The organism is Klebsiella africana (assembly GCF_020526085.1).
In the GTDB taxonomy this organism is placed as follows: Bacteria; Pseudomonadota; Gammaproteobacteria; order Enterobacterales; family Enterobacteriaceae; genus Klebsiella; species Klebsiella africana.
In genome coordinates, this window is the sequence record NZ_CP084874.1 from 2,202,670 (window position 1) to 2,215,511 (window position 12,842).

Consider the following 12,842-nt stretch of genomic DNA (forward strand, 5'->3'; position numbering starts at 1 on the left):
GGTTGGGCGGCGACGGGTCAGCGACCCGGTAGCGCCCAACCGGACCGGGGACGCTCAGGTCGTGGAGCCTTCGCGGGTGGCCCGCGCCAGCGGGTTGCTGTCCAGCTCCAGCTGGTCGCGCAGCGCCCAGCCGCGCAGCTTGCCGGGGTTAAGCAATCCCGCCGGGTCGAGAGATTGTTTCACCGCCACGACGTCAGGACGGATCACGCCCTGTTTGCCGTCCTCAACCTGCAGCACGTGAGGATTGTTAATCTTGACGTCGTTGTCGCGAAATATCTGCATGATGGCGTTTAGCCGCGCGGGCGTGGTATAGCGCACCAGCTGCAGACCGCTGGCGGTGAGATTGCCCTCGATATCGCGCAGAAACTCAATATGGGACATCACCTCCCCGGCGAAATGCTGCTCCATCTGTAAAATTTGCTGCGGATAGCGCTGCGGATCAAACGCTGTCTGCAGATAGGTCAGCGTATTGTCCACCTTGAGCGCATGCAGGGTGGTGTGGTTCCAGCAGTATTCCATTAACGAGGCGTTTTGCGTCCGGGCCTCGTCGCTGGCCTGACGGATGGCGTTGCTCCCGCGATGGCGTTGTAACAGGCTGGCGCAGAGTCCTTCGCTCTCCTCGGCAATCAGGCTGATAACCGCATGCTGCCCGGTGCGGTAACGATCGTTGAGGTGGCTAAAATAATCGGCGATCGGCGTGGCCAGCAGCGCCACCTGGCGCTTCACCAGCCCCGGCGAGCGGACGCAGGCGTTGGCATAGTTCAGCGCATCGGCGAAATCGTCAAACACGTCCAGGCGTTCAATCCACTGGTGCACGGGCGCCAGCGCCAGCTCAACCTCCAGGATAATGCCGTTGGTGCCGTAGGCGTGATGCAGCAGCAGCGCTTCGGGAGCCGGGACGGTCAACACGCGAGGGACCGGCTCGACGGTCATCACTTTGACGCTGAGCACATTGCCGGGCGCCGCCAGCGGCCCATAGTTGATGGAGCCGATGCCGCCGAACCCGCCGCCGTAGAGGCCGCCCAGGCTCGCCAGGCGGTAGGTCGACGGCATGCAGCGCAGCTCCCAGCCCGTTGGGCGGGCGGCGGTTTCAATATCTGCCAGACGAATGCCGGCCTGGGCGCGCACCGTGCCGTTGCCGAGGGCGACGATCTGGTTGAGTCCGGTCATATCGACCAGCAGTCCGCCTTCGAGGGGGACCAGTTGGCCATAGTTGCCGGTGGCGCTGCCGCGCAGGGTTAACGGCAGCTGGTGCTGCGCGCAGGCGGCGACCAGCTGGCGCAGTTCCTCTTCGTCGCGTGGGCGAACCACTGCGTCCGCCTGTTTCCCCGCCAGTTGCTCAGTGAGTAGCGGACTGAACCAGTGAAAATCGCGGGAAAGCCGTTTGATCTTCGCCGGCTGTAAGGTCCACTCCAGCGTCGGGAGTGTCTGCTGGATCGCCGCGACCGCGTGTTGACGCTGCTCATCAGTCATCATTTTTCTTCCTGTTCGTCAGCAAAACATTAATGAGATTGTACGGCTTCGCTTTCATGCCAGGCGCTGAGCGCCCGGCGCGAAACCCAGGACATCACGCCAAACAGCGCGATCCCGGCGAGAGAGATCAGCAGCAGCGCGGCAAACATCAGCGGAATATCCAGCTGGTAGCCAGCCTGCAGGATCTGATAGGCCAGACCGGTATTGATCCCGCCGGTGCCGGCGACAAACTCCGCCACCACCGCGCCAATCAGCGACAGCCCGCTGGAAATACGTAGCGCGCCGAAGAAATAGGGCAGCGCCGAGGGGATACGCAGCCGCACCAGGGTTTGCCAGCGGCTGGCGTGATTGAGGCGAAAATAGCTCAGCAGGCCGGGAGAGACGCTGCGCAGTCCCTGGGTGGTATTGGAGATGATGGGGAAGACCGCCATCAGGGTGGCGCACACCACCAGCGAGAGCGTGGCGTCCTTCACCCAGATGATGATCAGCGGGGCGATGGCGACAATCGGCGTCACCTGTAAAAACACGATGTAGGGAAACAGGGCAGTCTCCACAAAGCGGTTCTGCACCAGGATAAACGCCACCGCGGCGCCTAAGACAATCGACAGCAGAAACGAGATCAGGGTGATCTTGAGGGTGAACAGCAGCGCCAGCAGCAGCGGCGTGAGATGCGTCCACAGGCTGTCCAGCATCACCAGCGGCGACGGCACCAGAAAGGCCGGGATGCGGAAATAGCTCACCGCGCCCTGCCACAGAAGCACCACCGCCACCGCGACGAGGGTCGGATAGAGAATTTTGAGAAAACGCGGATGCTGGACCCACGGCGTTGAGGTTGTGTTTTTCATATTATGGCTCCATACCGGACTGGCTGGCCTGCAACAGACTGTCCTGCAGCTGACGGGCATACAGGGAAAAGGCCGGGCTGACGCGAAATGCCTCGCTGCGCGGGAACGGCTCGCGGATGGCGATATCTTCCACCACCCGTCCGGGACGGGCCGCCATCATGATCACCCGCTGGGAGAGAAACACCGCTTCGTGGATCGAGTGGGTGACGAACACCACCGTCAGGTTCTGCTCCTGCCAGAGACGCAGCAGGTCGCTGTCGAGTTTATTACGCGTGATTTCATCCAGCGCGCCGAAGGGCTCATCCATCAGCAGCAGCTTTGGCCGGGTGACCAGGCCGCGGGCGATGGAGACGCGCATTTGCATGCCGCCGGAGAGTTCGCGCGGCAGGACGTCGGCGAACTTGCCGAGGCCCACCAGCTCAAGGACTTCATTCACCCGGGTATTACCTTCCGCCCGCGGCACGCCGGCCAGATCCAGCGGCAGCCTGACGTTATTGCGCACGCTGCTCCACGGCATCAGGGTGGCTTCCTGGAAGACGAACGACAGCGGATGCTGGGCTTTTTCCCGGCTGTCGCGCCGCCACAGCATCAGCTTGCCGTCGCTGGGCTCCACCAGGCCGGCGACCATCTTCAGCAGCGTACTCTTCCCGCAGCCGGACGGGCCGAGCAGGGTAATAAACTCCCCCTGATTGATGGTCAGGTTGACGGGCAGCAGCGCCCGGGTGCCGTTGCTGTAGATCTTCTCCGCCGACAGCACCTCGATGGCCGGCGTGGCAGAGGCGGGCATAAAGCGGGTGTCGCTCATCACGGTCAGTTTCGGGGCGCTATTCATGGCATTACTCCGGCGTCTTTGACCATCTCCAGGGTATAGGTCTGCTCAAACGGCACCTTGCTGGCGTCGATCAGTTTGTTTTTCACCAGCATGTCCCAGGTTTTCTTCAGCCGCGGCTCGGTGATGATACCGATGCCGCCGGTCTTAGCGTCGCCGCCGGTCACCAGCTGGTACTGCTTCATCTGGGCAATGCCAAAGGCGATCTGCTCGGCGCCCATTTGCGGATTCGCTTTGCCGATCAGGCTGTTGCCGGGGGCGGGATCCTGCAGGTAGCTTTTCCAGCCCTCCATGGAGGCTTTGACGAAGGCCGCCACCGCCGCCGGACGTTTGCGGATGGTGTCGGCCATACAGATAATCGAGTTACCGTAGGGCGGATATCCCCAGTCGCTGAGCGGATAGACATAGAACGGTTGCCCGCCTTTGGCGACGGAGAACGGCTCGGAGGTCACGTAGCCCTGCTGCACCAGATTTTTATCGGCGAGGAACGGCTGAACGTTAAAGGTATAGGGGCGCACTTTGCTGCCAGCCAGACCCAGCTCGCTCTTCGCCCACGGCCAGAAAGAGGTATAGGCCTCGGTAGCGAGCAGGAAGGTTTTGTCTTTAAGCTCCGCCGGGTTCTCCACTTTGTTATGAGTGATAAACACCGTCGGCGAGTGCTGGAACACGGTAGCGACGGTCACCGCGTGCACCCCGGCCTGCCAGGTCTCCAGCGCCTGGCCGTTGTCGCCAAGGGTACAATCGGCCTGACCGGCCGCCATCAACTGCATGACGTTAATCTGCGGGCCGCCCATTTTAATCTCGACATCGAGACCGGCGTGCTGATACAGCCCGGTGGCCTGGGCCTGGTAAAACCCGCCGTGCTCGGCCTGGGCATACCAGTTGGTGAGAAAGGTAAACTTCTCCGCCGCGAAGCAGGAGGCTGAGGTGGCAAGGGCGGCCACGGTCAGCAGGGTAAAAACGGGCGTCGGTCTGCTATTCATCAGGGCTCCTTGGATTCAGCAGCGAAAGAAGGTGGTAGGGACTGCACAAAGCCGTGCCAGTGCTGTTTGCCCCAGGTCGGTTCGCGACGTTCGACCCAGGCCATGCGGTGGATCTCGATGATCGCTTGCGCCCAGCTGGCGGCGAGGGAGTCGAGAAGCCCTTCGCCTTGCTCCCGCGTCGCCGGGGTCGGGTCGCCGATCACCCCGCTGGGGCCAAAGTCATACGACGCCCACGCCGCCGCCGGGCGGCCTTTTGACAGGGTCGGGCAGGGGAATTCCGGCGGGAAGTTGGCGACGGCGCGTTCCATATGGACGCACTCCGGCGCCAGCGCCAGCATCAGCGCCGTTTCGCTATGCCCGGCGTGCATCGCCATCCGCTGTTCATGCGGGCTGAGAAACTGTTTTTCACAGTTGGGCACGTTGAACACGTCGTGGGGGATGGCGATGAAATCCCCGTGGCGCAGGCGCATTTCCCGGCAGGCGATCTGCAGGATCTGCGGCTGGCCGCCGTGGCCGTTGATCATCAACAGCTTGCGAAAACCGGCCCGATAGAGGGATTCGGCGATCTCCAGCAGGGTATGCAGCAGCGTATCGCCGCTGAGGGTCAGGGTGCCGGGAAAATGCAGATGCTCCTCGGACTTACCGTAGACGATCGGCGGAATGGCGTAGGCCGGGATCGCCGCCGGCAGCCGGGCAAGGGCATGGCCCGCCACGCCGGAAGATATCACGCTGTCCACCGAGCAGGGCAGATGCGGGCCGTGCTGTTCGATCGCCCCGGTGGGGAGGACGATAACCGTATTGCTTTTATCCGGCAGGGCGGCCACGTCCGTCCAGCTCAGAAAAGGGAGAAAGCGCGCGGCAGGAATGTAACCATTAATCATCGCGGTGCCTCGGAGTGAATTGGCTGGGGTAACCAGACGGTTGCTTCAACTTCAATCAATACCGTGGCGTCGGGCAGCATTTCGCTGACCTGCACCACGGTGGAAACGGGCGGCTGGTCGGGATAAAACAGCTTCCTGACCCGGCTGTAATAGGGAAAATGGTCAAGGTTGCGAAAGTACTGCACCAGCTTGATAACGTCGCTCATCTGCCCTCCCGCGGACTCCACGGTGCGGCGGATGCTCTCCAGGACGTACCAGCTCTGGGCGAGGATCGGGCCCTGTTTCGCATCGGTTGAAAATTCGCCGGTCGCCCCCAGCAGCTCCCGCACCGGCTCAGGCACATCCTGAAAGCCGTTGACGACGGTGCCGGTCAGGGGATTGACCGGGATAATGCCGGAGAGAAAGATAAAATCGCCGGCTCTGCGCCAGGCGGCATACCGCGCCAGCGGCGCCCCCGCGCCTGCTTCAAGACTCATGTGCCATCTCCTCTTGCCACACGCGCCGGTGGGTTAACCTGCCGTGGTTAACCACCAGACGGGCGGCGCTGTTTAAAGGCCAGGTAAAACGGTCGCTACCCGGGAAAATCACCACGCTGGCCGCCGCCCCGACGGCAAAGGGCGCTGTGTCTGCCGGCGAACCGGTTAACGCCGCGCGATCGCAGATCAGCCGCGACTGCCGGTCGAACAGGTCGCTGAGCTGAGCGCTGAACAGGCCGCAGGCCAGGGTGTCCAGCGGGTCATAGCTCCCCGCCGGACAGAAAGCGTCCTGTACGTTGTCGCAGCCAAGCAGGGTGGCCACGCCGGCGGCCTGCGCCTCGTGCAGCAGGGTGATCCCTCGCTGGCGCGGCGTGCGGCCGAACGTCGCATCCTGCAGCAGCAGGTTGGTCATCGGCAGGGCGATAAGAGTGACGCCGTGCGCCGCCAGCTGGCGCAGGATCGGCGCCGCCTGTTCGTCGCTGCCGGCGGCCAGCGCGCAGCCGTGGCTGCAGCAGATATGCCCGGGAAAAGGGTGGTGGGAGAGATGGTCCGCCAGCCAGATCAGCCCCTGAGACACCTCGCGGAGCTCCTCATCGATATGCAAATCCAGATCCAGATCCCAGCGGGCCGCGCTATCCAGCAGGTTTGCCATGGCGGCGGCGTCCCAGTTGGAGGAGTGGATAAAGCCGCCCAGCAGGCAGCGCTCCCCGCTGTTGGCGACCGTTCGGGCAATGGCCCCGGCGTCCGCCGGATCGCGAAACAGGGTCAGCGGGACCAGCGCCACTCGCTCCAGGGTGATGCCGCCGGTATCGAGGCGAGCGATCTCCTGCCAGGCGTCGGGTGCGTCGGCGGTAAACCAGTCGATATGGCTGCGCAAATGGGTCACGCCATTCGCTGCCCCCCGGGCCAGCGCGGCGGACGCCCGACGTTGAATATCCGCCCTGGTCCAGTGCTGGCGATCCTCGTGCATGGCGTGGATCGCCGCCAGCAGCCCGGCCTGCGCCGGACGGCAGCGTTCAATGGTAAAGGTCTTGTCCAGATGGGCATGGGGTTCCACCAGGCCGGGGAGCGTCAGGGCCCCCGCCAGGTCCCACAGACCGGCAGCCGGCTGGTCGGTTGGGGTCAATGCGGCAATCCGGCCGTCGCGAAAGGCCAGGTCCGCCAGCAGCGGTTCGCCATTGGCCTGCGTCGGCCAGCCGTCGGGCAGCGCCCAGGCCGGGAGGCGGGCGCGGCTGATACCGGCGAGCGGCGCAGAAGAGGAGGGGAACGTCATCGTCAGTCTCCTCACAGATCCAAAACCAGACCCGGGGATTTCGCCCGCGAACAGCAGAGCGTGATCTGGTCGTTGCCGGCTTTCTCTTCCGCCGTCAGCACGCTGTCCCGATGCTCGGGGATCCCGTCGAGGACTCCGGTAATACAGGATCCGCACATTCCCTGTTCGCAGGAGAGCATTACCTCCACGCCGGCGTGCTGTAATACCTGAGCAATGGTTTGATCCGCGGCGACCTGCAGGCGCTGGCCGCTGGAGGCCAGCTCAATATAAAACGCATTTTTCGCCGCAGTATTATTTTCCGCCGCGGGAGTAAAACGCTCGAAGACGAATTGCGACGGCGACCAGCGATATTCCTCCATGACCGACTGCAGTCGCTGAATAAAACCCTCCGGGCCGCAGGCGACCACTGCGGTATCAGGATCGGGCGTGGTTAAGCATTCGGGGATCCGCTGGCGAAACGACGCACCTTCCTCGCTGCAGTGAATCACCACCGTGCCGCTCGCAGTCAGCTGGTTCAGGCGCGGGGAGAAGGCCGTCTGGCGCGAACTGGTGACATAATAATGCAGCTCCAGTGCCCCCTTTCTGGCGGCAATCGCTTCAGCCATCGCCAGCAACGGCGTGATGCCGATACCGCCGGCAAACAGCAGGTAGCGCCCGGCCTCCGGCAGGGGAAAATGGTTACGCGGCGGAGAAATGGCGAGCCGATCGCCGGCTTTGAGCTGCTGGTGCAAATAGCGTGAGCCGCCGGTGGAGGTGTCAGTCAGCCTGACGCAAATTTCATAAGTATTACTGTAGTCAGGCGTGCCGCACAGGGAATACTGCCGCAGGCCGACGCCGGGAATAATAATATCGATATGCGCCCCGGCGGAGTAGGCCGGTAATATTTCCCCGGCCGCCGCCTGCAATATTAATGATAGATTTCCCTGTCCGTTGGGGCGTATTTCCCCAACCGAGACCGAAATAAGATCGTGGCTGTGCATTACCGTTTTCTCTCCCTCACTCCGCTGTCTGCAGGGCGGCCAGGGGCGGCGAAGAGATAACTCCCCCTTCGCGGTGAACTGTCCGGCGTGCAAGAAAATGGGTGAAACGATCGTTTCTCCGCTATGAATGCTACGGTATTGTGATAAAACTGTTGCGTCCAGAGCTTTGATTCGCACAACCCGTTGCAAAAAAGAGAGCACCCAAACCATGTTTGCCTTCTCCCGATTTCTGCTCTATTTCACCGAAGTGGCCCGTCAGGGGTCGTTTCGTAAAGCGTCAGAGGCGCTGCATGTGTCGGCGTCTTCCATCGACCGGCAGATTTTGCGCGTGGAACAGGAGCTGGCGATGCCGCTCTTCGAGCGCCATCCCAGCGGGCTGCGGCTGACCGCCGCCGGGGAGCTGCTTCTGCATGCGGCCAATAACTGGAAAAAGGACTTTACCCGGGTCTGCGAGCAGCTGGATGACCTGCGCGGGTTGCGGCGGGGGCATGTGCGCATCGCCACCATCGATGCCATAAACCGGCATTTTTTTTCGACGATGCTTAAAGAGGTGCATAAACATTATCCCAACATCTCTTTCACATTGACCACCATCAACAATATCCACATTCAGCAGGCGCTGATCTCCGGTGAGGCGGATTTCGGCATCATGCTCAATCCTCAGACCTCCCGCGAACTGCAGGTGCGGGCGTTTGCCGAGATGAATATGGGGATCGTGGTGCCGATCGGCCATCCGCTGGCCAGCCGCAGCGCGGTGCGCTTTAGTCAGTGCCTCGACTACCCCTTTATCCTGCCCTCCGCCCCGTTGATGATCAGCGAGCCGGTGGAGGCGCTGGTGAACATCAGCGGCAACGAGGTGAAGGAGGTGGCGGTGTCGAACAACATTCACATGATCCGCACCCTGATCAAAGAGCAGATGGGCATCGGCATCCTGTGTCGGCTGGATATTCTCGATGAGATCGAGTCCGGCCAGCTGGCGTTTGTGCCGCTAACCGATCCGCAGCTTAAGCCTTTCACCCTGGCGCTGTGCGTTTCGCCCGCCCGCCAGCTTTCCCTCGCCGCCTCGATGATGCTGAACCAGCTGGAGATGCTCTTCAGCCAGCTGTGAGATGTCGGGCAGGCACTAAAATCATTCATGTACGCACCATAATGGTGCGTTTTTTGTGTGTATGAATCAAAGGTTGCATGCCCAAGGACGGCGGCGCAGGCGATTTCTCGCGGTAGTTCGCAGGCGTTTAAATCTGGCATTGTTTTTGTATAGCTGAATGTGAGTAGAAGCGGTCAGTACGGGTTATCCATACGGGACATTGCTCAGTCACCATGTCGCGGTTCAATGTTGACCGGGATGGGAGGCTGAGCCGTGGTTTGCTCGCCCCTCTCCCGGCATGAAGAGGAGAGGGATAATGAAAAGTCGTGCACGCCTTCCCCGGGGCTTTCGCTGGCTGGGCCTGATGGCCATCGGCGGTGTCTCGCTGGCCGTTCAGGCCGAGGAGAAAATCGTTCTGCTGACCTCCTGGTACGCCCAGGCGGAGCAGGGGGGTTATTATCAGGCTCAGGCCACTGGGCTGTACAAAAAATACGGTCTCGACGTCGAGATCCGCTCCGGTGGTCCCCAGGTCAACGGCATGCAGTTGCTGTTGTCAAAGCGGGCCGATGTGATCATCGGCTACGATCTGCAGCTGATGGAAGGCATTCAGCGCGGTTTCCAGGCAAAAGCCATTGCCGCGCCCTTTCAGTACGATCCCCAGGGGCTGCTGACCCATGCCGATGTCACCTCCCTGCAGGGGCTGAAAGACAAAACCCTGCTGGTCTCCAGCTCCGGCCAGGCGACGTGGTGGCCGTGGCTGAAGGCGCAATACCAGCTGAGCGACGCGCAGGTTCGCCCCTATACCTTCAATATTCAACCCTTTGTCGTCGATGACGCTGTCGCCCAGCAGGCCTATGTCAGCTCCGAGGTGTTTCAGGTGCAGAAGGCCGGGGTGAAGGCGAACTTCTTCCTCTTTTCTGAACACGGCTATCCCCCGTACGGCGGCATCCTTATCGCCCGCCCGGACACCATCGCCGAGCGTAAAGCGGCGATGGCGAAGTTTGTCCGCGCCTCAATGGAGGGCTGGGTGAGCTACCTCAACAATCCGGCGCCGGGCAATGCGTTGATTAAGCAGGACAACCCGAAAATGACCGACGATCTGCTCGCCTGGGGCGTGACCCAGATCCGTGAGCATCACCTGATCGACGGCGGGGATGCCACCAGCCAGGGCTGGGGGACGATGACCGACGCGCGCTGGCAGAAGACCCGCGACTTTATGGTCAACGCCGGTCTGCTGGCGGCGACCACCGACTGGAAACAGGCCTACACCACCGAATTTGTGCAGGCCATGCAGGTTAAACCCTGAGGAGCGACGCCATGTCATTAATTATTAAAAATGCCCATGCCATCCTCAGCGGTCTGCCGGGGGAGGCGGCGCGGCTGGCCGGGCCGGATATTCGCATCCGCGACGGCAAGATTGCCGCTATCGGCAGCCTGACCCCGCTGCCGGAAGAGCGACAGATCGATGCCCGCGACTGCGTGATCTATCCGGCATGGGTGAACACGCACCACCATCTTTTTCAGTCGCTGCTGAAGGGCGAGCCGCAGGGGCTAAACCAGAGCCTGACGGCCTGGCTGAGCGCCACGCCGTACCGCTTTCGCGCGGCCTTCGATGAGCACACTTTTCGTCTGGCGGTGCGCATTGGTCTGGTGGAGCTTCTGCGCTCGGGCTGCGCCAGCGTGGCGGATCACAACTACCTGTACTGGCCGGATATGCCCTTCGATACCTCGGAGATTGTCTTCAGCGAAGGGGAAGCGCTGGGGATGCGCATCGTTCTGTGCCGGGGTGGGGCGACTCAGGGACGGGCGGTGGAACAGGATCTGCCGGTGGCGCTGCGTCCGGAAACCTTCGACGGCTATATGGCAGATATCGAACGGTTGGTCAGTCGCTATCACGACCCCCGGCCCGATTCTCTGCGCCGGGTGGTGATGGCGCCCACTACCGTCCTGCACTCCGCGCCGGGCGCCCAGCTGCGGGAGATGGCGAAGCTGGCCCGCCAGCTGGGGATCCGGTTGCACAGCCATTTATCGGAAACCGTCGATTATCTCGATGCCGCGCGGCAGAAATTCGCCATGACGCCGGTGCAGTTCTGCGCGGAGCACGACTGGCTGGGAAATGACGTGTGGTTTGCCCATCTGGTGAAGCTGCTGCCGGAGGAGATTACCCTGTTGGGCCGCACCGGAACTGGCATCGCCCATTGTCCGCAAAGCAACGGTCGGCTGGGCAGCGGCATCGCCGATCTGCTGGCGCTGGAGCAGGCCGGGGTCCCGGTCTCGCTGGGGGTGGACGGCGCTGCCTCGAATGAAGCGGCGGATATGCAAAGCGAAGCCCATGCCGCATGGCTGCTGCAGCGCGCGCGCAAAGGGATGCTGGCGCAGCCGCGCTACGCCGGGGGCACCTTCGAGGGCGGGGCCGATGCGGCCACCGTGGAGGATGTGGTGCGCTGGGGCAGCGCCGGCGGGGCGCAGATCCTTGGCTTAGCGCAGAGCGGCACCCTGCAGGTCGGCATGCAGGCGGACCTCGCCATTTACCGGCTGGACGATCCGCGCTACTTCGGCCTGCACGATATGGCCATTGGGCCGGTGGCCTGCGGCGGGCGTGCCGCGCTGAAGGCGCTGCTGCTCAATGGCCGGCCCATCGTGGAAGATGACGCCATTCCCGGTCTCGACCTTGACGCGATGCGCCACGACGCGCTGGCGGCCGTCCGTACCCTCCAACAGCGCGCCGCTGTTTAACTGATAACAGGATAATGACGATGACCTCAACCAACCAGAATCAACGCTATACCTTACAGGAACTGGAAAAAGAGGCGCTGATGGGCGCCCAGGGTGAAGAGACCTTCGCCCGCGAAGTGCGCTGTATCGACCTGTCGAACTTTGCCGAAAGAAAAAATGACATTGCTGAGCAACTGTGGGAGGCGGCGGTGGAGATCGGCTTCTTCCAGGTCAGCCACCACGGTATTCCGCTGGCGGATATCCGCCAGGCGTTCAGCATGACCGAGGCGTTTTTCGACCTGCCCGACGAGGTGAAGCGCCAGTATCCGCTGGCCGGCAACGCCGGCTGGGAAAGCAAAGCGCAGGTTCGGCCTTCGACCCGCACGCCGGATCAAAAAGAGTCGTATCAGATAACCCGGCCGCTGATGGCCGGGCGCTGGCCCAGCGATCGGGAGTTGCCAGCATTTCAGCAGACGATGCTTGGGTTTGAATCGCAGTGCTGGCAGCTGGGGATGAAGATCCTCTCCTGCTTTGCTTTAAAGCTCGGTTTTCCGGAATCGTTTTTCACCACCGCGCACGATCCGCAGCGTGATACCTACCAGAGCACCTTGCGCATGCTGCATTACTATGCGACCGGGCAGTCGCAGCAGGGAATGTGGCGGGCCGGCGCGCACACCGATTTTGACTGTCTGACGCTGCTGTTCCAGCGTCCCGGCCAGGGCGGCCTGCAGGTCTGCCCGGGCAAGGACCGCGAAAGCCAGCAGTGGACCAGTATTGAGCCGCGGGAAGAGGTGATCACTTGCAATATCGGCGATATGCTGATGCGCTGGAGCGACGACCAGCTGCCGTCTAACTTCCATCGGGTGAGAAACCCGCTGCCCCACGAATATCAAGGGCCGCGCTACAGCCTGGCGTTTTTCTGCCAGGCCAATAAAGATGTCGAGATCCTCGGGCCGCAGAAGAAGTACCCGCCCATCAGCGCTGAGGATTATCTGCAGCAGCGGATCCAGGCCAATTTCGCCAAAGGGTAGGATGCTCCCTTGCGTGGTATTCCTGCCGCCGGCTTTCGCTGACGCGGCGGCAGGATCGCCGGCGCTGAGCTTTTCAGCTACCGTGTTAAGTTTCCTGGTGTCGTTGAAATAACTGAAGAATATCCCCTAAGCGTCAGCAGCAAGCTGCCTCCGCTAAGACCCCGGTAATCAGGTCCTTTACGTCGTAAACGCCGTAAAGCCAGCGCACCGGGGGTAAAGGGATTACCTTAACTTCTTATTGCTGTTAGTGGGTTAAGGCTAATCAGGGC

At 62.0% G+C, this 12,842-nt stretch carries 12 protein-coding genes; 4 read left to right on the forward strand and 8 right to left on the reverse strand.

Annotated features, from left to right (window positions below; genetic code table 11):
* Nucleotides 1-54: 54 nt before the first annotated feature.
* From LGL98_RS10675 to LGL98_RS10710, 8 genes are read right to left on the reverse strand one after another with little or no spacing between them, the layout of a single operon-like run.
* The gene (locus tag LGL98_RS10675) at nucleotides 55-1,476 is read right to left on the reverse strand and encodes an FAD-binding oxidoreductase (RefSeq protein ID WP_168435330.1); all 1,422 of its coding nucleotides are present in this window, start codon (nucleotides 1,474-1,476) and stop codon (nucleotides 55-57) included.
* A gap of 26 nt (nucleotides 1,477-1,502) precedes the next feature.
* Entirely contained in the window at nucleotides 1,503-2,318 is an 816-nt protein-coding gene (locus LGL98_RS10680) for an ABC transporter permease (RefSeq protein ID WP_136032471.1), read from the reverse strand.
* A 1-nt stretch (nucleotide 2,319) separates the two neighbouring features.
* Entirely contained in the window at nucleotides 2,320-3,150 is an 831-nt protein-coding gene (locus LGL98_RS10685; RefSeq protein WP_136032473.1) for an ABC transporter ATP-binding protein, read from the reverse strand.
* Nucleotides 3,147-4,130 carry an ABC transporter substrate-binding protein gene (locus LGL98_RS10690; protein WP_064317712.1) on the reverse strand — a complete coding sequence of 328 codons (984 nt, stop codon included), beginning with the start codon at nucleotides 4,128-4,130 and terminating at the stop codon, nucleotides 3,147-3,149. The genes LGL98_RS10685 and LGL98_RS10690 overlap by 4 nt, the downstream gene beginning before the upstream one ends.
* Nucleotides 4,130-5,011: a creatininase family protein gene (locus LGL98_RS10695; protein ID WP_032453162.1), complete on the reverse strand. Its 882-nt coding sequence runs from the start codon at nucleotides 5,009-5,011 to the stop codon at nucleotides 4,130-4,132. The genes LGL98_RS10690 and LGL98_RS10695 overlap by 1 nt, the downstream gene beginning before the upstream one ends.
* On the reverse strand, nucleotides 5,008-5,487 hold the full coding sequence (locus tag LGL98_RS10700) for a RidA family protein (RefSeq protein WP_136032475.1): 480 nt from the start codon (nucleotides 5,485-5,487) through the stop codon (nucleotides 5,008-5,010). The genes LGL98_RS10695 and LGL98_RS10700 overlap by 4 nt, the downstream gene beginning before the upstream one ends.
* Nucleotides 5,477-6,760 (reverse strand): amidohydrolase family protein, encoded by a 1,284-nt coding sequence (locus tag LGL98_RS10705; RefSeq protein ID WP_136032477.1) that lies wholly within the window; start codon nucleotides 6,758-6,760, stop codon nucleotides 5,477-5,479. The genes LGL98_RS10700 and LGL98_RS10705 overlap by 11 nt, the downstream gene beginning before the upstream one ends.
* A gap of 11 nt (nucleotides 6,761-6,771) precedes the next feature.
* Nucleotides 6,772-7,740 carry a PDR/VanB family oxidoreductase gene (locus tag LGL98_RS10710; RefSeq protein WP_136032479.1) on the reverse strand — a complete coding sequence of 323 codons (969 nt, stop codon included), beginning with the start codon at nucleotides 7,738-7,740 and terminating at the stop codon, nucleotides 6,772-6,774.
* Between the two features lie 208 nt (nucleotides 7,741-7,948).
* On the opposite strand from LGL98_RS10710, the gene LGL98_RS10715 reads away from it, so the two are divergent.
* From LGL98_RS10715 to LGL98_RS10730, 4 genes are all read left to right on the forward strand, one after another.
* Nucleotides 7,949-8,848, forward strand: coding sequence for a LysR family transcriptional regulator (locus LGL98_RS10715; RefSeq protein ID WP_136032481.1), 900 nt, complete (start codon nucleotides 7,949-7,951; stop codon nucleotides 8,846-8,848).
* Between the two features lie 295 nt (nucleotides 8,849-9,143).
* Entirely contained in the window at nucleotides 9,144-10,133 is a 990-nt protein-coding gene (locus LGL98_RS10720; protein ID WP_136032483.1) for an ABC transporter substrate-binding protein, read from the forward strand.
* A gap of 11 nt (nucleotides 10,134-10,144) precedes the next feature.
* Nucleotides 10,145-11,563 carry an amidohydrolase family protein gene (locus tag LGL98_RS10725; protein WP_136032485.1) on the forward strand — a complete coding sequence of 473 codons (1,419 nt, stop codon included), beginning with the start codon at nucleotides 10,145-10,147 and terminating at the stop codon, nucleotides 11,561-11,563.
* Nucleotides 11,564-11,583: 20 nt separating this feature from the next.
* Nucleotides 11,584-12,573, forward strand: a complete 990-nt coding sequence (locus LGL98_RS10730; RefSeq protein ID WP_136032486.1) for an isopenicillin N synthase family dioxygenase — start codon at nucleotides 11,584-11,586, stop codon at nucleotides 12,571-12,573.
* Nucleotides 12,574-12,842: the final 269 nt, after the last annotated feature.

What these genes read in the sequence shown, in the direction of transcription:
- LGL98_RS10695 (WP_032453162.1), bottom strand. Translation starts at nt 5,011, where the DNA reads ATGATTAATGGTTACATTCCTGCCGCGCGCTTTCTCCCTTTTCTGAGC.
- LGL98_RS10680 (WP_136032471.1), bottom strand. Translation starts at nt 2,318, where the DNA reads ATGAAAAACACAACCTCAACGCCGTGGGTCCAGCATCCGCGTTTTCTC.
- LGL98_RS10675 (WP_168435330.1), bottom strand. Translation starts at nt 1,476, where the DNA reads ATGATGACTGATGAGCAGCGTCAACACGCGGTCGCGGCGATCCAGCAG.
- LGL98_RS10705 (WP_136032477.1), bottom strand. Translation starts at nt 6,760, where the DNA reads ATGACGTTCCCCTCCTCTTCTGCGCCGCTCGCCGGTATCAGCCGCGCC.
- LGL98_RS10685 (WP_136032473.1), bottom strand. Translation starts at nt 3,150, where the DNA reads ATGAATAGCGCCCCGAAACTGACCGTGATGAGCGACACCCGCTTTATG.
- LGL98_RS10690 (WP_064317712.1), bottom strand. Translation starts at nt 4,130, where the DNA reads ATGAATAGCAGACCGACGCCCGTTTTTACCCTGCTGACCGTGGCCGCC.
- LGL98_RS10730 (WP_136032486.1), top strand. Translation starts at nt 11,584, where the DNA reads ATGACCTCAACCAACCAGAATCAACGCTATACCTTACAGGAACTGGAA.
- LGL98_RS10720 (WP_136032483.1), top strand. Translation starts at nt 9,144, where the DNA reads ATGAAAAGTCGTGCACGCCTTCCCCGGGGCTTTCGCTGGCTGGGCCTG.
- LGL98_RS10715 (WP_136032481.1), top strand. Translation starts at nt 7,949, where the DNA reads ATGTTTGCCTTCTCCCGATTTCTGCTCTATTTCACCGAAGTGGCCCGT.
- LGL98_RS10710 (WP_136032479.1), bottom strand. Translation starts at nt 7,740, where the DNA reads ATGCACAGCCACGATCTTATTTCGGTCTCGGTTGGGGAAATACGCCCC.
- LGL98_RS10725 (WP_136032485.1), top strand. Translation starts at nt 10,145, where the DNA reads ATGTCATTAATTATTAAAAATGCCCATGCCATCCTCAGCGGTCTGCCG.
- LGL98_RS10700 (WP_136032475.1), bottom strand. Translation starts at nt 5,487, where the DNA reads ATGAGTCTTGAAGCAGGCGCGGGGGCGCCGCTGGCGCGGTATGCCGCC.